The 19,786-nt window shown below is 59.1% G+C and carries 22 protein-coding genes; 19 read left to right on the top strand and 3 right to left on the bottom strand.

Annotated features, from left to right (window positions below):
- Nucleotides 1–2: 2 nt before the first annotated feature.
- The 17 genes from rplO to glmM all read left to right on the top strand — a co-directional run bounded on the left by rplO (nt 3) and on the right by glmM (nt 14,153).
- Nucleotides 3–461, top strand: a complete 459-nt coding sequence (gene rplO, locus JOD50_RS01740; RefSeq protein WP_239541493.1) for a 50S ribosomal protein L15 — start codon at nt 3–5, stop codon at nt 459–461.
- A gap of 311 nt (nt 462–772) precedes the next feature.
- Nucleotides 773–2,080 (top strand): preprotein translocase subunit SecY, encoded by a 1,308-nt coding sequence (gene secY, locus JOD50_RS01735; protein ID WP_204880186.1) that lies wholly within the window; start codon nt 773–775, stop codon nt 2,078–2,080.
- Entirely contained in the window at nt 2,077–2,646 is a 570-nt protein-coding gene (locus tag JOD50_RS01730; protein ID WP_204880185.1) for an adenylate kinase, read from the top strand. The genes secY and JOD50_RS01730 overlap by 4 nt, the downstream gene beginning before the upstream one ends.
- Nucleotides 2,647–2,753: 107 nt before the next feature.
- Entirely contained in the window at nt 2,754–3,572 is an 819-nt protein-coding gene (gene map / locus JOD50_RS01725) for a type I methionyl aminopeptidase (protein ID WP_239541492.1), read from the top strand.
- A 195-nt stretch (nt 3,573–3,767) separates the two neighbouring features.
- Complete coding sequence (infA, locus tag JOD50_RS01720; protein ID WP_035758084.1) at nt 3,768–3,989, top strand: translation initiation factor IF-1; 222 nt, start codon at nt 3,768–3,770, stop codon at nt 3,987–3,989.
- A gap of 132 nt (nt 3,990–4,121) precedes the next feature.
- Nucleotides 4,122–4,235 (top strand): 50S ribosomal protein L36, encoded by a 114-nt coding sequence (gene rpmJ, locus JOD50_RS01715; RefSeq protein ID WP_083285170.1) that lies wholly within the window; start codon nt 4,122–4,124, stop codon nt 4,233–4,235.
- Between the two features lie 163 nt (nt 4,236–4,398).
- Nucleotides 4,399–4,773: a 30S ribosomal protein S13 gene (gene rpsM / locus JOD50_RS01710; protein ID WP_035758086.1), complete on the top strand. Its 375-nt coding sequence runs from the start codon at nt 4,399–4,401 to the stop codon at nt 4,771–4,773.
- Nucleotides 4,774–4,825: 52 nt separating this feature from the next.
- A complete protein-coding gene (rpsK, locus tag JOD50_RS01705) occupies nt 4,826–5,233 on the top strand; it encodes a 30S ribosomal protein S11 (RefSeq protein WP_101630956.1) in 408 nt (135 codons plus the stop codon).
- A gap of 184 nt (nt 5,234–5,417) precedes the next feature.
- Nucleotides 5,418–6,407 carry a DNA-directed RNA polymerase subunit alpha gene (locus JOD50_RS01700; protein ID WP_109303205.1) on the top strand — a complete coding sequence of 330 codons (990 nt, stop codon included), beginning with the start codon at nt 5,418–5,420 and terminating at the stop codon, nt 6,405–6,407.
- 75 nt (nt 6,408–6,482) lie between these two features.
- A complete protein-coding gene (gene rplQ, locus JOD50_RS01695) occupies nt 6,483–7,031 on the top strand; it encodes a 50S ribosomal protein L17 (RefSeq protein ID WP_109303206.1) in 549 nt (182 codons plus the stop codon).
- 61 nt (nt 7,032–7,092) lie between these two features.
- Nucleotides 7,093–8,223 (top strand): hypothetical protein, encoded by a 1,131-nt coding sequence (locus tag JOD50_RS01690; RefSeq protein WP_204880183.1) that lies wholly within the window; start codon nt 7,093–7,095, stop codon nt 8,221–8,223.
- 210 nt (nt 8,224–8,433) lie between these two features.
- On the top strand, nt 8,434–8,781 hold the full coding sequence (locus JOD50_RS01685) for a hypothetical protein (RefSeq protein ID WP_204880182.1): 348 nt from the start codon (nt 8,434–8,436) through the stop codon (nt 8,779–8,781).
- A gap of 317 nt (nt 8,782–9,098) precedes the next feature.
- The gene (truA, locus tag JOD50_RS01680; protein ID WP_239541491.1) at nt 9,099–9,950 is read left to right on the top strand and encodes a tRNA pseudouridine(38-40) synthase TruA; all 852 of its coding nucleotides are present in this window, start codon (nt 9,099–9,101) and stop codon (nt 9,948–9,950) included.
- Between the two features lie 331 nt (nt 9,951–10,281).
- Nucleotides 10,282–10,725 carry a 50S ribosomal protein L13 gene (gene rplM / locus JOD50_RS01675; RefSeq protein ID WP_035758103.1) on the top strand — a complete coding sequence of 148 codons (444 nt, stop codon included), beginning with the start codon at nt 10,282–10,284 and terminating at the stop codon, nt 10,723–10,725.
- Between the two features lie 42 nt (nt 10,726–10,767).
- Nucleotides 10,768–11,259 (top strand): 30S ribosomal protein S9, encoded by a 492-nt coding sequence (gene rpsI, locus JOD50_RS01670; protein WP_035758105.1) that lies wholly within the window; start codon nt 10,768–10,770, stop codon nt 11,257–11,259.
- Nucleotides 11,260–11,510: 251 nt separating this feature from the next.
- On the top strand, nt 11,511–12,671 hold the full coding sequence (ppk2, locus tag JOD50_RS01665; RefSeq protein ID WP_239541490.1) for a polyphosphate kinase 2: 1,161 nt from the start codon (nt 11,511–11,513) through the stop codon (nt 12,669–12,671).
- A 132-nt stretch (nt 12,672–12,803) separates the two neighbouring features.
- Nucleotides 12,804–14,153, top strand: coding sequence for a phosphoglucosamine mutase (gene glmM, locus JOD50_RS01660; protein ID WP_204880180.1), 1,350 nt, complete (start codon nt 12,804–12,806; stop codon nt 14,151–14,153).
- Between the two features lie 133 nt (nt 14,154–14,286).
- On the opposite strand, the gene mscL is transcribed toward glmM, so the two are convergent.
- The gene (gene mscL, locus JOD50_RS01655) at nt 14,287–14,697 is read right to left on the bottom strand and encodes a large conductance mechanosensitive channel protein MscL (RefSeq protein WP_204880179.1); all 411 of its coding nucleotides are present in this window, start codon (nt 14,695–14,697) and stop codon (nt 14,287–14,289) included.
- Nucleotides 14,698–14,764: 67 nt separating this feature from the next.
- The gene (coaA, locus tag JOD50_RS01650) at nt 14,765–15,796 is read right to left on the bottom strand and encodes a type I pantothenate kinase (protein ID WP_204880178.1); all 1,032 of its coding nucleotides are present in this window, start codon (nt 15,794–15,796) and stop codon (nt 14,765–14,767) included.
- 153 nt (nt 15,797–15,949) lie between these two features.
- On the opposite strand from coaA, the gene glmS reads away from it, so the two are divergent.
- Together glmS and JOD50_RS01640 are read left to right on the top strand one after the other, a co-directional pair.
- A complete protein-coding gene (gene glmS, locus JOD50_RS01645; RefSeq protein ID WP_204880177.1) occupies nt 15,950–17,824 on the top strand; it encodes a glutamine--fructose-6-phosphate transaminase (isomerizing) in 1,875 nt (624 codons plus the stop codon).
- 100 nt (nt 17,825–17,924) lie between these two features.
- The gene (locus tag JOD50_RS01640; protein WP_204880176.1) at nt 17,925–18,830 is read left to right on the top strand and encodes an EamA family transporter; all 906 of its coding nucleotides are present in this window, start codon (nt 17,925–17,927) and stop codon (nt 18,828–18,830) included.
- Nucleotides 18,831–18,878: 48 nt separating this feature from the next.
- On the opposite strand, the gene galU is transcribed toward JOD50_RS01640, so the two are convergent.
- On the bottom strand, nt 18,879–19,772 hold the full coding sequence (gene galU, locus JOD50_RS01635; RefSeq protein ID WP_204880175.1) for a UTP--glucose-1-phosphate uridylyltransferase GalU: 894 nt from the start codon (nt 19,770–19,772) through the stop codon (nt 18,879–18,881).
- Nucleotides 19,773–19,786: the final 14 nt, after the last annotated feature.

Below are 19,786 nucleotides of genomic sequence, written 5' to 3'. Positions count from 1 at the left end.
CCATGTCTGAGAACACTGAGAACCCGATCAAGATCCACGATCTTGCCCCGGCACCAGGTTCCCGCAAGTCGAAGACTCGCGTTGGCCGTGGTGAAGCATCCAAGGGTAAGACCGCAGGTCGCGGCACCAAGGGCACCAAGGCACGTCGCCAGGTACCTGCAGGCTTCCAGGGCGGTCAGCTTCCGCTGCACATGCGCCTGCCGAAGCTCCGCGGCTTCAAGAACCCATTCCGCACCGAGTACCAGGTTGTTAACCTGACCCGCCTCGAGGAACTGTTCCCAGAGGGCGGCGAGGTTACGATCGAGGCACTCGTTGCTAAGGGCGCTGTACGCAAGAACCAGCCAGTCAAGGTGCTTGGCACCGGCGAGCTGAACGTGAAGCTCGATGTGAAGGTCAACGCCTTCTCCGCATCGGCTTCCGAGAAGATTCAGGCTGCTGGCGGTACCGCTACCATCGTCTGAAAATACGTTGAGCGGCATGTGACCGTGTAACAGTTACATGTGGCTCTGCAACGAGGGGCTCTTTCCGATACGCCGGAAAGAGCCCCTCTTATTTTTATAGAAGATACTGCGGTAACAATATGCGTGAATACGCATTAACGGAGAGAATCCTGGGCATCCATACGGCTAAATCATTCCGCTAGGCGAAGATTTCAAAATGTTAGATTAGCCCCAGCCCGCACTTACCGGTAGAATCCCAAGAGCTTAACTGTGTCTTTGGTCTTTGCGCCATCGAGACACAGGTTTATTGTCCACTTGCAAGGAGTCCACGCGTGCTGAGCGCAATATCAAGGGTTTTCAAAACCCCAGATCTGCGACGTAAATTGCTGTTTACGATCGGCATCATCATCGTCTACCGCATCGGCGTTTTCATTCCGGCGCCAGGCGTGGACTATTCGGCGGTGAACCAGTGTCTAGCCCTGACTGATACGTCGGGCGGCTTGTATGAGTTCGTAAACCTGTTCTCAGGTGGAGCGCTGCTGCAGGTATCGATTCTTGCGATGGGCATCATGCCGTACATTACGGCGTCCATTATTGTGCAGCTGTTGCGTGTGGTTGTCCCACACTTTGAGGCGCTCCACAAGGAAGGCCAGGCGGGTCAGGCTAAGCTCACGCAGTACACGCGTTACCTGACCGTTGGTTTGGGTATGTTGCAGGCTACGACGCTTGTGACGCTCGCTAACACAGGTAACCTGTTCCCAGGCTGCCCGGCGCCTGTTTTCCCGGAGAGCAGTTTGTGGACCATTCTGCTGGCGATCGTCGCGCTGACTGCCGGTACGGTCTTCATCATGTGGCTCGGTGAGCTCGCGACCGAGCGCGGTGTCGGTAACGGTATGTCGCTGCTGATCTTCGTGTCTATCGTGGCTGGCTTCCCAGGCTCGATGATGAACATCCTTCAGCAGAAGGGCTGGTTCATCTTCTTCGTCGTGATTGTTCTGGGCCTCGTGGTTCTTGGTTGCGTGGTCTTTGTTGAGCAGTCGCAGCGTCGCGTCCCGGTTCAGTACGCGAAGCGTATGATCGGCCGCCGCACGGTGGGCGGTACGTCGACGTACATTCCGATCAAGGTCAACATGGCCGGCGTGATCCCTGTTATCTTCGCGTCCTCGTTGCTGACGTTGCCGATGATGCTGGTGCAGTTCAACCAGGATGCCCAGGGCAACATGCCTGGCTGGGCTGAGTGGATCAACGCTAACCTTGCGACGACGTCCGCGCCGTTGCACATGGTTCTGTACCTGCTCCTGGTATTTGGTTTCACATATTTCTACGTCTCCATCACGTTCAACCCGGTTGATGTTGCAGACGACATGAAGAAGTACGGCGGCTTTATCCCGGGCATCCGCGCTGGAGAGCCGACCGCTAAGTATCTGGGCTATGTCTCGTCCCGTATCACGTTCGCTGGCGCTGTCTATTTGGCGTTGATTGCGGTCATTCCGGTGATTGCGCTGGTATCGGTCGGGGCAAACCAAAACTTCCCATTCGGTGGTACTTCGCTGCTGATTATGGTTGGTGTTGGTCTTGAGACGGTCAAGCAGATCAACGCTCAGATGCAGCAACGACACTACGAAGGACTTCTGCGATGACAAAGCGTTTGTTGATTGTTGGCCCTCCGGGCTCAGGTAAGGGTACTCAGGCTGCTCGTATCACCGAGGGTTTGGGTGTTGTAGCGATTTCCACGGGTGACATTTTCCGTGCGAACGTCAAGGAAATGACGCCGTTGGGCGTTGAGGCCAAGAAGTACATGGACCGTGGTGACTATGTGCCTGACTCCGTGACGAACTCGATGGTTGAGGATCGCCTCGCTCAGGATGACGTCAAGGATGGCTTCCTGCTGGACGGTTACCCGCGCACGGTTGCGCAGGTTGAGTTCCTCGACGGTGTTCTGAAGGCTAAGGGCCAGGATCTTGATGCTGTCATTCTGTTGGCAGCTGATGAGGATGAGCTGGTCAAGCGTCTTCTGAAACGCGCTGAGATTGAGGGCCGCGATGACGACACTGAAGAGGTTATTCGTCACCGTCTTTCGGTCTACAAGGATCAGACGGCCGATGTGGTTGCTGCCTACCGTGACCGCGGGCTGGTCCGTGAGGTTGATGGCTTGGGTGAGCTCGATGAGGTTACCGCGCGCATCATGGATGCGTTGAAGGCCTAACCTGAAGCGGTTGAGATTTGTTATGGGCGGCGCCCGGTCCTCGTTTACGGGGCCGGGCGCCGTTCGTTTGTTTTTGTTTGTGGAGTATGCGGAGGAGGGGCGCCGGTATGCGCTCTGTTGAATATAAGAAGCCTGCTGAGCTGAAGCGGATGGCCGATGCGGGCGTGGTTCTGCGTGAGGCTTTGGACGAGACGGTTGCAGCGGTGAAGCCCGGCGTTACGACTTTGGAGCTGGACCAGGTGTTCCGTGGCGTGCTGGATCGGCACGGAGCGCAGAGTAACTTCTTGGGCTACCACGGTTTCCCGGCCACGATCTGCACTTCCGTCAATGACGAAGTTGTGCACGGCATCCCGGGGGAGAGGGTCCTCCAGGACGGCGATGTGTTGAAGATTGACGGCGGCGCGATCGTTGATGGGTGGCACGCTGATTCTGCGCGGACGGTTTTGATTGGTGAGGTCTCGCCTGAGGATCAGCGTCTTTCCGACATCACGCGTGAGGCGATGTGGGCTGGTATTGCGGCTGCGGCATCGGCTCGTTTTGTGGGCCAGATCGGCCAGGCGATCGAGGCATCAGTGCTCGATCAGGGCGGCCATGACCTGGGGATCCTGGAGGATTACTGCGGCCACGGCATCGGTTCTGAGATGCACATGGCCCCGGACGTGTTGAACTATGCGGCGGATTACCGTGGCCCGCGCATCAAGCCTGGCATGGCGTTGGCGATTGAGCCGATGCTAGTGACCGGCGGCCTGGATACCAAGACGCTGGCAGATGACTGGACTGTTGTCACGACCGATGGTGGCCGTGCTTCTCAGTGGGAACATACGGTTTTGTTCCATCGTGGTGGCATTTGGGTTTCTACCGCCGAAGATGGCGGGGCGGCTGATCTTGCTCGTTACGGTGTAACTCCGACGCCGGTACAGGCCTAACCTGGATGTTGGGTCGCTTCATCGCCACGCGAGGGCGATCCGCCTCACACGCAGTTGCTTGATTCTGTGATAGTGCGCTAAGATGGATAGCTGGTTGCTTTGCTACGCATTTAACGTTCAAAGTGGCCAGTCAATCATCGCTATCTGTCAGCATCATACTGGTGATGTTGATGGGTTCGGACGTTAGCGGAGGATATGGGTAAGAAAGAAGGAGTCATCGAGCTGGAGGGCACCGTTACGGAGGCTCTACCAAACGCGATGTTCCGTGTTCGTTTGCAAAATGATCACGTAGTTCTGGCAACGATCTCTGGAAAGATGCGCCAGCACTACATCCGAATTCTTCCCGAGGACCGCGTGGTCGTTGAACTGACCCCGTATGACCTCAACCGTGGACGGATTGTCTACCGCTACAAGTGATCTCTGAAGATCCAGTCACGGCGTACCCTGCAGACGGGTCCGCCGTTGGTCTGTGTCTGAAGGGATGTTCGCGTCTGACGTGATGTTTGAAATCAAAAACTGATCAATCAGAAACGTAAGGACACAACCGACGTGAAGGTCCATCCGAGCGTGAAGCCAATCTGCGACGACTGCCGCGTCATTCGTCGCCACGGCGTCGTTATGGTTATTTGCTCCAACCCTCGCCACAAGCAGCGCCAGGGCTAAGCAAAGCAGCAGACGCACGGCACCACGCCACACATTGAAAATAAGCAGTACCGGGTAGCTCAGCTACCGTCTACCCTCGGGCTACCAGGAGGCCGGGGCCGCATCGAAACGGTGCGGATGGTATTGCCGAACACCTCCTGAACACAGTAAGGAAGAGACCACTATGGCTCGTCTCGCCGGTGTTGATATTCCGCGCGATAAGCGCGCAATCATCGCACTCACCTACATCTATGGCGTGGGCAAGACCCGTGCCGCCGAGACCCTCGAAGCAACGGGCATCGACCCAAACACGCGCATCAAGGATCTCAGCGACGATCAGCTCGTGAAGCTGCGCGACCACATCGAGGGCTCCTACACGGTTGAAGGTGACCTTCGCCGTGAGGTTGCAGCCGACATTCGCCGCAAGGTCGAAATCGGCTCCTACCAGGGTGTGCGTCACCGTCAGGGCCTCCCGGTCCACGGTCAGCGCACCAAGACCAACGCTCGCTCGCGCAAGGGTCCTAAGCAGACCGTTGCCGGTAAGAAGAAGGCCCGCTAATCCACACGGTTAGCTCGCCCAACTTAGAGAAGACTTTCAGGTAGGAGTAAAAATGCCCCCAAAGGGTCAGGCCACGAGCGCGGCACGTAAGCCGCGTCGCGTAGTCAAGAAGAATGTTGCGCAGGGTCATGCGCACATCAAGTCCACGTTCAACAACACCATCGTTTCGATCACCGACCCAACCGGTGCTGTGATCTCCTGGGCCTCTTCGGGCCAGATGGGTTTCAAGGGCTCGCGCAAGTCGACCCCGTATGCTGCGCAGATGGCTGCCGAGAAGGCCGCTAAGGAAGCACAGCACCACGGCATGCGCAAGGTAGATGTTTTCGTGAAGGGCCCGGGTTCGGGCCGCGAAACCGCAATCCGTTCGCTTCAGGCTGCAGGCCTCGAGGTTGGCTCCATTCAGGACGTCACCCCGGTTGCACACAACGGCTGCCGCCCGCCGAAGCGTCGTCGCGTCTAGTACGCGGGTTGCGCGCTGGACAACGCAATGCAGTACAAAATCTGTTGTAGTACAAAATGTGTTGTGGAGTCCTGTCCCGGAAGATCCGATGTTCTTCCCCCGGAGTGGGGAACAACAGTTCCTCATTCACCCAGTCGCCATCTGCAGCGTCATATAGCGGACGCTCGCTGAAAGGACAACATCCGTGCTAATTGCACAGCGCCCGACCCTGACCGAAGATCAGCTGTCTGAGACCCGTTCACGCTTCACCCTTGAGCCGCTTGAGCCAGGTTTTGGCTACACGATCGGTAACTCTCTTCGCCGTACTCTGCTTTCGTCCATCCCGGGTGCCGCTGTAACCAGCGTGCGCATCGAGGGTGTTCTGCACGAGTTCACGACCGTTGAGGGTGTCAAGGAGGACGTCACTGAGATCGTTCTCAACGTGAAGCAACTCTCCGTTTCCTCTGAGCATGACGAACCAGTTGTTGCATACCTGCGCAAGCAGGGCCCTGGCGTTGTCACCGCTGGTGACATCTCCGCACCTGCTGGTGTTGAGATCCACAACCCAGAGCTTGAGATCGCAACGCTCAACGAAAACGGAAACTTCGATATGGAGCTCACCATTGAGCGCGGCCGCGGCTACGTGTCCGCCGCTCAGAACAAGCGTGAAGATTCCGAGATCGGCCGTATCCCGGTTGACTCGATCTACTCGCCTGTTCTCAAAGTGACGTTCCGTGTGGACGCAACCCGTGTTGAACAGCGCACTGACTTCGACAAGCTCGTTCTCGATGTTGAGACGAAGCCGTCGATGTCCCCGCGTGATGCTGTTGCTTCCGCCGGTGTGACCCTCGTTGGTCTGTTCGGCTTGGCACACGAGCTCAACACGGAATCCGAAGGCGTCGAGATCGGCCCATCCCCAACGGATGAGCAGGCAGCAGCTGACATGGCTCTGCCGATTGAAGATCTTGAGCTTACGGTGCGTTCGTACAACTGCCTGAAGCGCGAGGGTGTCCACACCGTTGGTGAGTTGGTAGCCCGCTCTGAGGCGGATCTCATGGACATCCGTAACTTCGGCGCAAAGTCGATTGATGAGGTCAAGTCCAAGCTCGACGAGCTGGGTCTTGCACTCAAGGATTCTCCAGCAGGATACGAAGCTCCTCTGGCGGATGACGACTACGAAACTGAAGAGTTCTGAGTTCGCTCTCTGAAGCGTCTCGCATGGTCTCACTCGCGGTAACGGGTGAGGCCTCACTCAAGGAGATTTACGACTATGCCAACCCCAACTAAGGGCCCACGCCTCGGCGGTAGCCCGGCGCACCAGCGCCTCATTTTGTCCAACATGGCAGGTGAGCTTTTCACTCACGGCCGTTTGAAGACCACGCTGACCCGTGCAAAGCGTCTGCGTCCGTTCGCTGAGAAGCTGATCACGACTGCTAAGGCTGGCGACCTCAACGCTCGCCGCCGCGTACAGTCCGCGATCGCTCCACGTTCCGCAACGAACAAGAACGCTGTGTACGAGCTGCTGACCAACATCGCGCCTGCAATGGCTGAGCGTAACGGTGGTTACACCCGTATCACCAAGATCGGTAACCGTTCCGGTGACAACGCACCGATGGCTGTTATCGAGCTCGTCATGGAGCCGGTTTCCCCTAAGCAGGCTGTTGTGAAGGAAGCTGAGAAGGCTACCGAGCAGGCTGCACCAGAGGTGGAGACCCAGGAGGATGCTCCAGCCAACGTTGCTGAGATGGATGAAGCCGCAACCCCGGTTGAAGACACCGAAGCTAAGGCTGAAGAAGCTGACGCGAAGGAAGACAAGTAAGTCGTCCATCGTGAGCTGAGCATCGCTTAGACCACACGTAAGTCCCTGCACCGTTTTTGCGGTGCAGGGACTTATTTTTAAGGCCCGAGCCTATATCTTTGGTGAAGAAACCCGTCGGCCTTTTCGAAAGATACTCCGTATGAACGCGCTGTCCTCCCCGAATGCCACTGGGTCTGTCGCTAGACAAAACCTCTACCAACGCGGCCTCCATCAACGCGGCCTTCACCAACGCAGCCTCTACCCACGCTCGACTTTTCTGGTTCTTTTGCTGGCCTTGGTCTCGTTCGTATTGACTGCTTGCTCGGTCGATATCTCGACTACGCAAAAGATGGATTCGAAGGGTAAAGGCACCCGGACGATGACGGCGGTGGTAGAGGTCGAGGACGACGATGCCGCGAAACTCGACGCGAAAAAGGTCGACAAATCTCTTAAGAAGGCCGCACCTAAGGGAACCAAGGTTACGAGCGTCAAGAAGAAGGGCGACAAGCTGACCATCAAGGTCGAGATGTCCTTCAAAGACATTGACGAGTACAAAGGAGTTCTCAGCCACGCGCTCAAGGCCGGTGATCATAATGCAGATAGCCTTGAAGTCGAGTTCAGGGCGATCGAGGGGCCTCTCAGGGAGGATGTTCTACTTAAAGAGAACGCCTCTAGCAGGCAATTGCTGGACTGGATGGGCAAGGCACTCATCAAAGATAAGTTGCTGGCGAAGAAGGAACTCGAAAAGTTTCGCGTGGAAGATCGCGGAGGAACTCTAGACATTGGCAAAAGTTCTTTCAAGGATTCGCGGACCCCGTTCTTCGAGTCGAAGCGAATCGAACACGGATTTACGTCGATTCGGCCGTTGATTGAAATCAAACCCGAAGGGTATCGGGTTGCGGTCAGTTACGAAATGAGCACTGGTGCCCGTGATAAAGAGAAAGTGCGTACTGAGTGGATTGATTGCGTGATGCCTTTCGTCTCCGATCCTGATGGCACCTACCGGCCGGCGAGAATGAAAGAATCAGAGGAAAAGGAATTAGGTTTCACTCACGGGGCTAGCTTTCTTGTACTCGCCGAAGTATCTGGCGAGAAAAGGTTCCGAGCTGTTGCGGAGAAGTCTGCGAAGCTGTCCAGCTTTACCGCTGTGCTGAAGCCGGGCGCGGGCGATGCGGTTTCGTTTGGAGTTGAGGTTGGGGTAGCGGTAGCGTAGCTGAACTCGGATGTAGAAGAAATCGAAAAGAAACTTGCTCCGAGCGATGGGTCTATCACCTCTGAGAAGCGGGGCGAAGAACAGGTCTTCACCCTGAAATGGGAAGGGTCGGACACCCAAGAGCTCGTAGGTAAAGTCAAGAAGAGCTTCGGCTCGTTTTCGATCACAGAACAGCGCGAAGGTGCTCTATGGCAGAAGACCACAGGTACCGTGAAACTCAACCAATACGCGGATCTGCACACCGACTTCGAAACGACCCCACGTCTGAAGCTTGAACCCCCAGCCTTCTCCAGCCTGAGCGGCGATGTGCCAGACGAGGGCTACGAACTGAGGGGATCTACCGCCGAATACAGCTATAGCGGCCCGACAATCGTAGGGTTTGTAGTCGCGGGCGCGGTTATCGTGCTTGTCATTCTGCTTGTGGTGCTTGCCGTAGTTTTGCGCAAGAAAAAGGGCGCGAAGGCGAAGGGAACAAGGCGGCGAGGCGAGCAGGATCCTCCGGTATACGTGCAGGATCAGAACCACGGCCATGCGCTGCACTGGCAGACTGACAACTAGTCTGCACCGCCCGCGCCCCCGGCTGGCGACGCGCCACCTGCTCCGTCGGCACCTCCGGTGCCGCCAGCTGAAAACACTGGAGTTGTTGCTCCGCCTCCACCGGAGCCTGAGCCGCAGTCAGGCAACAAGGCCGCACCGCAGGCGCTGCCGGCTCCGCCTGCTCCGCCGACTCCGCCTGCCCTGCCGGCTCCGCCGGCGCCTCCACAGCAGTAACCAGCGCATGAGTGCATAAGTAAGCCCCGCATCGTAGGTTCGATGCGGGGCTCACTTATGCTCTGGCATGTCTGGGTGGCGTGTGCGCGGCTAGGATGGGGCTGATGGATATGCAACGGTTCGCGATTCGGCTTTCGTATGACGGCACGCCTTTTAGCGGGTGGGCCCGCCAACCGAATCAGCCGAGTGTGCAGCAGGCTGTCGAAGAGGCGCTGTTTACGATCACGCGGACGGATGTGCGGACGGTGGTCGCGGGTCGCACGGATGCGGGTGTGCATGCGATAGGGCAGATGATCCACTGTGATCTGTTGCCCGAAGCGATCGCGAAACTCACGGTGCGGGACAACGCGGCCCCCGTTGAGGAGACCCTGGTGCGTCGCCTTAACGCCGTGCTGTCCCGGACTACGGAGCAAGCTGTCATCATCGACTCCGCCCGCGCGGTTCCTCCGGGCTTTGATGCGCGCTTCTCGGCGCTGCGTCGCCACTACCGGTATCTGATCGCTGATGGACCGCACCGTTGGAATCCGCTCCGCCGGCACGATGTTCTTTTTCACCCGCGCGAACTCGATCCCGCCGCGATGCACGAGGCCGCACAAGGCCTTTTGGGACTCAACGATTTCTTGTCGTTCTGTAAGCCCCGCGAACACTCCTCAACGATCCGCGACCTCCAGGAGATCAGCGTGACGCGCTCGCCGGAGGGCTTCGTTGAGGCGCGGCTGAGCGCGGACGCGTTTTGCCACCACATGGTGCGCACGATCGTCGGCGCTCTCATCAGCGTCGGCGAAGATGCGCGACCCGTGGACTGGCCTGCGCAGCGGCTGGGGGAGCGGGTGCGCGATGCTAACACCAAGATGGCGGCGGGGCACGCGTTGGTCTTGAAGGGCGTTGACTATCCGGATGACGATGCGGCCTCGGCTCGCGCTGAAGCGACCCGCGCCCGCCGGGATCAGGAATAGGTCCCCGCCTAGAGACGTCAGTGCAGCGATCCGGGCGATTTAGCCGGGTCAAGAGATACTGATCACCATGAGTTGGTCATCGGCGGGAAGTTTAAGCTAGACTAGATAGCTGTTGCGCAGTGCGCTCTTGACACCACCTGTTTACGTGACGGTCCAGTTGCAGGACCTCTGGTCTGTGAGCAGAGCAAGAGAGTAAGCGAACCGGCTACGGCCCTCACCCGTAGTGCGTGTGCGCCGGCGCATCATCCGCACGGCGGTGCGAGCCCTGGTTACCTCACGACAACCAGACCGAGACCGTCTGACCAGTATTCAACCGAAGGCAAAAAGAACAGTGCGTACGTACTCTCCTAAGGCCGAAAACGTCGAGCGCGATTGGTACATCATCGACGCTGAGGACGTTGTTTTGGGCCGCCTCGCAAGCCAGGCCGCAACCCTGCTGCGCGGTAAGCACAAGCCGACTTTCGCCCCACACAATGACCAGGGCGACTACGTCATCATCATCAACGCTGAGAAGGTTGCCCTCACCGGCGCCAAGCTCGAACAGAAGCGCGCATACCGTCACACCGGTTTCCCGGGCGGTCTGCGCTCCACCAACTACGCTGAGCTTCTGGAGAAGAACCCGACGCTCGCAGTGGAGAAGGCTGTCAAGGGCATGCTGCCTCACACCCGCCTGGGTAAGCAGCAGCTGACCAAGCTGAAGGTGTACCGCGGTGCAGAGCACCCACACGCCGCTCAGCAGCCTAAGACCTTCGAAATCACGCAGGTCTCCCAGTAACACTGGGCCACCCGATAACGGATATCTTCTAAGGAGACTAAAGTGGCTCAGAACGAAGAGCTCACCGAGGGCCAGGTTCCCTCGACTTACACGACTGAATCCGCTCCGGTCGCAGAAGCAACCGAAGCAACCCCACGCAACCTGACCGTTGCTGGCTCCGCTGTTGGCCGCCGTAAGCGCGCGATCGCTCGCGTTCGCGTTGTTCCAGGCTCCGGCAAGTGGACCCTCAACGGCCGTGAACTCGCCGAGTACTTCCCGAACAAGCTGCACCAGCAGGAAGTGAACGATCCGTTCACCGTTCTGGAGCTCGAAGGCGCTTACGATGTGATCGCTCGCATCCACGGCGGTGGCCCATCCGGCCAGGCCGGTGCTCTGCGCCTCGGTATCGCTCGCGCGCTCAACGAGATTGACCGCGAGAACAACCGCCCAGCGCTCAAGAAGGCTGGCTTCCTGACCCGCGACGCTCGCGTCATCGAGTCGAAGAAGGCTGGTCTCAAGAAGGCGCGCAAGGCTCCACAGTACTCGAAGCGTTAATTTTCGCTCAGCTCCTACATGGAGCGTGCATACGGGTGGCTCGTCCCTTTCAGGGGCGGGCCACCCGTCGTTTAAGCTGCCGCGCAATCCACCGAACGGACCCCGCGAAGCAGCCACCGCATCGTGCTGTGTTTTAGCTGTGATAAACCTTACGGAAGAGTAATAACTGGCTACTTTTAGCGTAAAATAAGGGGTGTTGGAAGCAGTGATGCGTCCACCATTCTCACCATCCACCCTGAAGAAGGAATCGCATGGCTACCTCACGCAAAGGCAGCAGCAACTCAACCGCTCAGAGCACGGCGAACACGGCTAAAGAGGACGTGAAGCCAGCAGAGGCATCGAAGGAACAGACTCCGATGGTCGCGGAATCCAACCGCGAGCTCCACGGCGAAGAAGCGCTGTACACCGTAAGCGGTACCACGCACCGCCGTGAGGAAAAGGACGAATTCCTGAAGCAGTTCCCAGACGATGTGGACTACAAGCAGCTCGACAAGACCGAGACCCGCTTCGACCCGATCAAGGAAGCCGGTTCGGACCGCATCTCGCAGCTCGAGCTTGATGACGACGCATGGCGCCAGGGCTACCCATACGAGAAGAAGCTCGGCCGCCGCGAATACGAAAAAGAGAAGCGTAAGCTCCAGATCGAACTGCTCAAGATGCAGCGCTGGATGCAGGACAACGACGAGCGCCTCGTCATCATCTTCGAAGGCCGCGACGCCGCAGGTAAGGGTGGTGCGATCAAGCGTTTCACCGAGCACCTCAACCCGCGTGGCGCTCGGGTCGTCGCGCTCGCTAAGCCAACCGAGGTCGAACAGACCCAGTGGTACTTCCAGCGCTACATCCAGCATCTGCCATCCGGCGGCGAGATCGTGCTGTTCGACCGCTCGTGGTACAATCGCGCCGGCGTTGAGCGCGTCATGGGTTACTGCACCCCACGCCAGTACGTCGAGTTCATGCGTGAAACCCCAGAGCTTGAGCGCATGCTCGTGAACTCCGGCATCCGCTTGGTCAAGCTGTGGTTCTCGGTATCCCGTGCAGAACAGCTGCACCGCTTCGCATCCCGCGGAACCGACCCAGTGCGTCAGTGGAAACTCTCGCCAACCGACCTCGCATCCCTCGACAAGTGGGACGCCTACACCGAGGCCAAGCAGGCGATGTTCTTCTACACCCACACCGGGGACGCTCCATGGACCGTGGTGAAGTCCAACGACAAGAAGCGTGCACGCCTCGAAGCGATCCGCCACGTACTCAACACGGTCGATTACCCAGGTAAGGATCCTGAGGTTGTCTACACGCCGGATCCGCTGATCGTGGGCTCAGCTGACCGCGTGTTCGAGGCCGACGAGGGCCCAGTGGGCGAGTTCCCACTCATCGACGGTTTCGCAACGGACGCCTCAAACTCGGACGACTAAGCCTCAACTCGCGTGAGCGAGGCGCAACCTGACTATTCACCGCGCCGCGGGTGATGCTTTCCACAGCATCGCACGCGGCGCGGTTGCGTGTTAGGAAGCGGCTAAGAGCATCAGGACTCGTAGGATAGGGATATGACTCGACTATTCGGCACCGATGGCGTGCGCGGCAGAGCAAATAAACTCCTAACCCCGGAGCTGGCGATGAGCCTCGCTCAGTCAGCGTCCGTGGTTTTGGGCTTCAACGACATCGAAGGCAGCCGGAAACCGGTTGCGGTCGTCGCGAAGGATCCGCGCATTTCGGGCTCCTTCATCTCCGCGGCAATCGAGGCGGGGCTCTCAGCATCCGGCGTTGAGGTCTACGATGCGGGCACGCTCCCAACCCCGGCCGCGGCGTATCTGGTAGCAGACCTGGAAGCGGATTTCGGCGTCATGATTTCGGCGTCCCACAACCCGGCACCAGACAACGGGATCAAGTTCCTGGCACGCGGTGGGCAGAAGCTCGATGACGCGCTTGAGGACGCGATCGAGTCCCGCATGCAGCTTGAACCGTTGCGTCCGCAAGGCGGCGATGTGGGCCGCGTGTACCGCTTCGCTGATGCGGAAGACCGGTACGTGATGCACCTGTTGCAGACGCTGCCGAACCGCCTGGACGGCCTTAAGATCGTGATCGATGCGGCGCATGGTGCGGCTTCTGGTTGTTCTCCGGACGCGTTCCGCGCGGCGGGCGCTGAGGTTGTGGTGATCGGTGCGTCCCCGGATGGCTTGAACATCAACGAAGGCTGCGGTTCGACGCACCTCGAGATGCTGCAGAAGGCTGTTGTTGAACACGGCGCCGATATGGGTGTCGCTCACGATGGCGACGCTGACCGCTGTTTGACCGTTGACCACGAGGGCAACGTGATCGATGGCGACAAGGAGATGGCGATCCTTGCGATCGCGATGCACGAGGCCGGCAAGCTCAAGGATGACACGCTGGTGGTTACGGTCATGAGCAACCTGGGTCTCAAGCTCGCGATGAATGAGCACGGCATCAACGTTGTTGAGACCGCGGTGGGCGACCGCTACGTTCTCGAAGAGATGCGTAAGAACGGTTATTCGCTGGGCGGTGAGCAGTCCGGTCACGTGATTATGCAGGAATTCGCGACGACGGGCGATGGCGTGCTCACGGGCCTGCATCTTGCCGCGCGGGTTGCCGCGACTGGTAAGTCGCTCAAGGAGCTCGGCGATGCTGTCACGGTTTTGCCGCAGGTCCTGATCAACGTGCGCGGCGTCGATAAGGCGGGTGTTGGATCTTCTGAACAGATCCAGGAGGCTGTGGCTGAGGCGGAGGAACGCTTGGGTGACACGGGCCGCGTGCTGTTGCGCCCATCGGGCACTGAGCCGGTGGTGCGCGTGATGGTTGAGGCCGCTACCGAGGAGCAGGCCACCGATGAGGCGCGCCGCTTGGCGCAGACGGTGCAGACGGCGCTGCCGCTGGGGTAGGCCTGCTCGGTTAGGTCTGTGCGCTGATCAGCGCAGAGAGAAATAAACGGCGGAGATATTAAACGGCTGGGGCCCGGAACCGTGAATGGTTCCGGGCCCCAGCCGTTGAGCTTGACGCTCTAGACGGTAGTGGTTAGCGGGCTACGTGGTCGCCACTGGAGCCCTGTGCGGTGCCGTTGAGGGCATCGCGGATTTCGGTGAGCAGCTGTACCTGTGGGTCGACAGCTTCTGCTTCCGGGTCGATGCCGAGCTTGCGGTTGCGGCGCTCGATCATCTTGTTCATTGGCATGACGATGCAGAAGTAGACAGCCGCTGCGATGAGCAGGAAGTTCACGATGGCGGTTAGCAGTACGCCGACCTTGATGGAACCGAAGACGAGCCATTCGTCGAAGTTCGGGGTGCCCACGAGCATCGCGATAGCTGGCATGAGCACAGCTTCTACGAGTGCGTCGACGACCTTGCCGAATGCGGCGCCGATGATGACGGCCACGGCAAGGTCCATGACGTTGCCCTGGGAGATGAAGTCTTTAAAGCCTTTGATCATGCCTCGAGTATATGTGTTTTTGCTGTGTATGGGACCCTAAATGGTGCCTTTCACAGTGTGATGTGCGTCAGATTTTCCGCAAGAGCATGTGGTGGACTGAGTGGTCGGAGTTTTTGGTGAGCACAAGCTGGGCTCGTCCGCGGGTTGGCCGCACGTTTTGGGTGAGGTTGGGTTCGTTGATCCGGGTCCAGATGCTGGTTGCGGTCGCGATCGCTTCGTCGTCCGTCAGCTGTGAGTAGCGGTGGAAGTAGTTGTCCGGCAAGCTGAACGCTTTGGTGCGTAGACGCATGAAGCGTTTGATGTACCAGTCGCGGATGTCTCGTGTGCGGGCGTCAACGTAGATCGAGAAGTCGAAGAAGTCGCTCAAGGCGAGCCCAACGGTGCCGTCGCCGCGTAGCCGTGGTGGTGCGAGGACGTTGAGGCCTTCGACGATCAGCACATCGGGCTGGTCTACGATCGTGTATTCGCCCGGCACGATGTTGTAGAAGTGGTGCGAGTAGGTGGGGACCTTGACGTTGGGCACCCCGGATTTCACTTCGGTGATGAAGCGCGTGAGTGCGCGCTGGTCGTAGGACTCTGGGAAGCCTTTGCGGTCCATGATGCCGCGGCGGATGAGCTCTTCGTTGGGGTAGAGGAACCCGTCGGTGGTCACGAGCTGAACTTTAGGGGTGCCCGGCCAGAGGCTCAAGAGCTCGCGGAGCACGCGTGAGGTGGTTGATTTCCCGACAGCGACGGACCCCGCGACTCCGATGACGAATGGGGTGCGGCGGAAGTGTTCGCCGAGGAACCTGTTGGTTGCCGAGTGTGTTGCGGCGGCACCTTCGACGTAGAGGGACAGCAGGCGGGACAGCGGCAGATAGACTTCCCGGATTTCGTCTTGGTCGAGGCGGTCGCCGAGCGCGTTGAGGCGTTCGACGTCTTCAGCGCTGAAAGGCTGCTCCATGGTGTGGGCTAGGCGTGCCCAGGTGGCACGGTCAAGCCCAACGAACGGAGAGCGGCCGCCGGTGCTCTCGCTGTGTTCGAGGTTTGCGGCGTTGGCGCTTTTGTTTAGTGCGCCGTCGTCTAGCGCTTCGTCAATGAGGTCCTCAGGGGTGGTCATCCTCTTCATTGTGTCATCTTTAGGGCACGCGTGTTGAACGGCCGAATGGCACATTTCTCCATGTGGCTCAGTCCGCCGAGTGCCCATCTCGCGACGTTGCTCAAACCGCCGTGTGGCTCATCCAGTGAGGGGAGAGGTGATAAATTTTTTGTCATGTGCGGAATTATCGGATATACAGGCCCTGGGCCGGAACACAACGGCAAACATGATGCACTCGAGGTGGTACTTGAGGGGCTCAAACGTTTGGAATACCGGGGCTATGACTCCGCAGGTGTCGCTGTAGACGCCGGCGATGTTGTCGAATACCGGAAGAAGGCTGGCAAGCTGGGCAACCTCTTGGCTGAGCTTGAAGCGGATCCGTTGCCCGCATCGGGCACTGGCATTGGCCACACTCGCTGGGCCACCCACGGTGGCCCGAGCGATGTCAACGCACACCCACACGCGGCGGATGAGGGGCGCCTTGCGGTGATCCATAACGGGATCATCGAGAACTTTGATTCGTTGAAGAAGAACCTGCTCGATGCGGGGCACAGCTTTAAGTCGGAGACCGACACCGAGGTTGCCGCGGTGCTTTTGGGCGATGTGTACCGGAATCAGGCCGGTGGTGACCTCACGAAGGCTATGCAGATGACGGCCTCGCGCCTCGAGGGAGCGTTCACTCTGCTCGCGATTCACGCGGAGCACCCGGGTGTTGTGGTTGCGGCTCGCAGGAACTCACCGCTCGTGGTGGGTCTGGGCGAGGGTGAGAACTTCCTGGGCTCTGATGTTTCGGGCTTTATCGACTTCACGAAGCGCGCGGTTGAACTGGACCAGGACCAGGTTGTCACGATCACTCCGACGAGCCACGAGATCACGGACTTCTCGGGCAACCCTGCTGAAGGTACCGAGTTCACGGTTGACTGGGATGCCGCGGCGGCGTCGAAGGATGGCTTCGAATCATTCATGGCCAAGGAGATTTTCGATCAGCCGGAAGCGGTTGCGAACACGTTGCTGGGCCGTACGGATGCCCGCGGGCATTTGAAGCTCGATGAGTTGCGTATCGATGAGGCTGAGCTGAGGAACGTCGATAAGATCATTGTGCTCGCGTGCGGTACCTCGGCGTATGCGGGGCAGGTCGCTAAGTACGCGATTGAACACTGGTGCCGCATCCCGGTGGAGGTCGAGCTTTCTCACGAGTTCCGTTACCGCGATCCGATCGTCACCCCGACGACGTTGATCGTGACGATCTCGCAGTCCGGCGAGACGATGGATACGCTCATGGCGCTGCGCTACGCGAAGGAGCAGGGCGCGCGCACGCTCGCGATCTGTAACACGAACGGTTCGTCGATTCCGCGTGAATCGGATGCGGTTCTGTACACGCATGCTGGCCCCGAGATCGCGGTGGCGTCGACGAAGGCGTTCCTCGCGCAGATCGCTGCAACCTATCTTTTGGGCCTGTATTTGGCGCAGCTGCGGGGCAACATGTTCTCTGGCGAGGTCGCTGACCTGCTGGCCGATATGGCGGAGATCCCTGCGAAGATCGAGCGCATCCTTGAGCAGAAGGATCGGATCCGCGATCTGGCGCGCAGCATGGCTGAGACTGAAGCGGTGCTGTTCTTGGGCCGCCACGTGGGTTACCCGGTTGCGATGGAGGGCGCGCTTAAGCTCAAGGAGCTTGCCTACATCCACGCTGAAGGCTTCGCGGCTGGCGAGCTCAAGCACGGCCCGATCGCTCTGATCGAAGAGGGCCAGCCGGTGTTCGTGGTTGTGCCTTCGCCGTCGGGTCGCCATTCGATGCATTCGAAGGTGGTCTCCAACATTCAGGAGGTCCGTGCTCGCGGCGCGCAGACGCTTGTGATCGCTGAGGAAGGCGACGAAGCGGTCGGCAATTACGCTGAGTGGGTTTTCCGTGTCCCGGAGACCAAGGCGTTGCTCGCTCCGCTTTTGACGGTCGTTCCGCTCCAGATTTTCGCTATGGAGTTGGCCGCGGCTAAGGGGCTCGATGTTGATCAGCCTCGCAACCTCGCGAAGTCGGTGACCGTCGAATAAACGTTGCGTTTCACGCGCCCACTGCCACTAACTCAATGTTGCGTGCATTAACATAACGCCGGGCGGTGGGTGCGTGAACGGTTTGTAGGAGAAGGCAACAGTGTCTCGTCTTCATGCCGTTGCGGCTGCGTTGTGCATCGTCATTTGGGGTACCCAGTTCGTTGTGGCCAATGCCGCGATGGAGCATATGAGCCCGTATCTGTTGGTGGCGTTGCGGTTCTTGCCGTTGGCGATCATCGCGCTCGCCGTGGTTCCTAAGCCGAAGGTTTCGTGGTGGGTCATCATCGGTTATGGGACGTTGATGGGTTCGCTTGAGTTCGGCTTGTTGTTCTTGTCGATGCGGGTGGGGCTTTCCTCGGGGCTCGCGTCGTTGGTGATTCAGTCTTCGGCGCCGCTCACTGTGATTTTGAGTGCGTTGCTGTTCAGGATTCGGCCTACGATGCGGGTCGCGGTGGGGCTGCTGTTGTGTGTGGCAGCGCTGGTGGTGATTGGTGCTGGTCGGGGCGGTTCGGCTCCCGTGGCGGGCGTCGTGATTTGTGTCTTGAGCGGTTTGGCGTGGGCGTTCGGCAACATTCTTGCGGGGCGGGTTCGGTGCCGTGAGCCGTTCGCGTTGGCGTTGTGGATGGCGGTTGCTGTTCCGATTCCGATGCTGGTGCTGGCGCTGATTGTGGATGGTCCGCAGGCGACGTGGGCGGGTGTGTCTTCTTTGTGGGGCCCGGACGCGGTGACTGTCGTGTTGGCTGTGTTGTATTTGGGTTTGATGTCCTCGGCGGTTGCGACGGGTATTTGGACGTTCTTGATTACGCAGTATGGTGCGGATCGGATCGCGCCGTTGTCGACTGCGGTTCCGGTGATTGGGGTGGCGATGGGCGCGCTGGTTTTGCATGAGCCGCTCGGTGCTGAGGTTTTGATTGCGGGCGCTGTGATGGTCGTGGGTCTGTTCTTGGTGACGTATCAGCGCCGTAGGCCGCCGAATCTATTGGATACGCGAGAGCCGGCCACGTAGGCTACGCGGCCGGCTCTGGTGCGGGGTTAGTTGTCTTTAGGACGCCTTTTAGGAAGCCGTGAATTCGTTGAGCCATTCGCGTAGATCTGGCCCGAGGTCTTCGCGTTGGCACGCGAGTTCGATCACGGCTTTGAGGTAGGAGAGTTTGTCGCCGGTGTCGTAGCGGCGGCCGCGGAAGATGACCGCGGTGACGCCGCCGCCGTCTTCCGCTGGCATCGCGGCGAGCTCAAGTAGGGCGTCGGTCAGCTGGATTTCTCCGCCGCGGCCGGGGGCGGTGCGCTCGAGGACATCGAACACGGCTGGGTGGAGGACGTAGCGGCCGATCACTGCGAGGTTGGACGGGGCGTCCTCGACTGCAGGCTTCTCGATGAGGTCGGTCACGCGAACGAAGTTTTCGTCTTCGACGGTTTCCACTGCTGCGCAACCGTAGGAGGATATCTCGGCGGGGTCGACTTCCATGAGGGCGATGACTGAGCCTCCAACGCGCTGTTGAACGTCGATCATGTCGCTCAACAGGGTCGAGGATTCTTCGATGAGGTCGTCGCCGAGCAGGACAGCGAACGGCTCATCGCCTACGTGGCCCGCAGCGCGGCCGACAGCGTGGCCGAGGCCTTTGGGTTCGCCCTGGCGGATGTAGTGGACATCGCCGAGCTCGGTTGCGTGCTGGACTGCTTTGAGGAGTTTCTTTTTGCCGGCTTTTTCAAGCTGTTCTTCGAGGTATGGGGAAGCGTCGAAGTGGTCCTCGAGGGAGCGTTTGGGTGCGCCGGTGATCATGAGGAGGTCATCGAGTCCCGCGTTGACTGCTTCTTCGACGACGTATTGGATGGCAGGGCGGTCGACGACCGGCAGCATCTCTTTGGGCATCGCTTTCGTGGCTGGCAGGAAACGGGTTCCAAGGCCGGCCACAGGGAAGACAGCTTTACGGACTTTGAACTGGTTCATTCTCTGCATTAAAC

It is taken from the genome of Pseudoglutamicibacter cumminsii (assembly GCF_016907775.1).
Taxonomy (GTDB): Bacteria; Actinomycetota; Actinomycetes; order Actinomycetales; family Micrococcaceae; genus Pseudoglutamicibacter; species Pseudoglutamicibacter cumminsii.
This window is presented reverse-complemented; position numbering and strand designations above follow the sequence as displayed.

Excerpts from the sequence above, each read along its gene's own strand:
- rplQ (WP_109303206.1), top strand. The coding sequence starts at position 6,483 with ATGCCAACCCCAACTAAGGGCCCACGCCTCGGCGGTAGCCCGGCGCAC.
- JOD50_RS01730 (WP_204880185.1), top strand. The coding sequence starts at position 2,077 with ATGACAAAGCGTTTGTTGATTGTTGGCCCTCCGGGCTCAGGTAAGGGT.
- ppk2 (WP_239541490.1), top strand. The coding sequence starts at position 11,511 with ATGGCTACCTCACGCAAAGGCAGCAGCAACTCAACCGCTCAGAGCACG.
- galU (WP_204880175.1), bottom strand. The coding sequence starts at position 19,772 with ATGAACCAGTTCAAAGTCCGTAAAGCTGTCTTCCCTGTGGCCGGCCTT.
- truA (WP_239541491.1), top strand. The coding sequence starts at position 9,099 with ATGGATATGCAACGGTTCGCGATTCGGCTTTCGTATGACGGCACGCCT.
- mscL (WP_204880179.1), bottom strand. The coding sequence starts at position 14,697 with ATGATCAAAGGCTTTAAAGACTTCATCTCCCAGGGCAACGTCATGGAC.
- infA (WP_035758084.1), top strand. The coding sequence starts at position 3,768 with ATGGGTAAGAAAGAAGGAGTCATCGAGCTGGAGGGCACCGTTACGGAG.
- rpsM (WP_035758086.1), top strand. The coding sequence starts at position 4,399 with ATGGCTCGTCTCGCCGGTGTTGATATTCCGCGCGATAAGCGCGCAATC.
- map (WP_239541492.1), top strand. The coding sequence starts at position 2,754 with ATGCGCTCTGTTGAATATAAGAAGCCTGCTGAGCTGAAGCGGATGGCC.
- glmS (WP_204880177.1), top strand. The coding sequence starts at position 15,950 with ATGTGCGGAATTATCGGATATACAGGCCCTGGGCCGGAACACAACGGC.
- coaA (WP_204880178.1), bottom strand. The coding sequence starts at position 15,796 with ATGACCACCCCTGAGGACCTCATTGACGAAGCGCTAGACGACGGCGCA.
- rpsK (WP_101630956.1), top strand. The coding sequence starts at position 4,826 with ATGCCCCCAAAGGGTCAGGCCACGAGCGCGGCACGTAAGCCGCGTCGC.
- rplO (WP_239541493.1), top strand. The coding sequence starts at position 3 with ATGTCTGAGAACACTGAGAACCCGATCAAGATCCACGATCTTGCCCCG.
- glmM (WP_204880180.1), top strand. The coding sequence starts at position 12,804 with ATGACTCGACTATTCGGCACCGATGGCGTGCGCGGCAGAGCAAATAAA.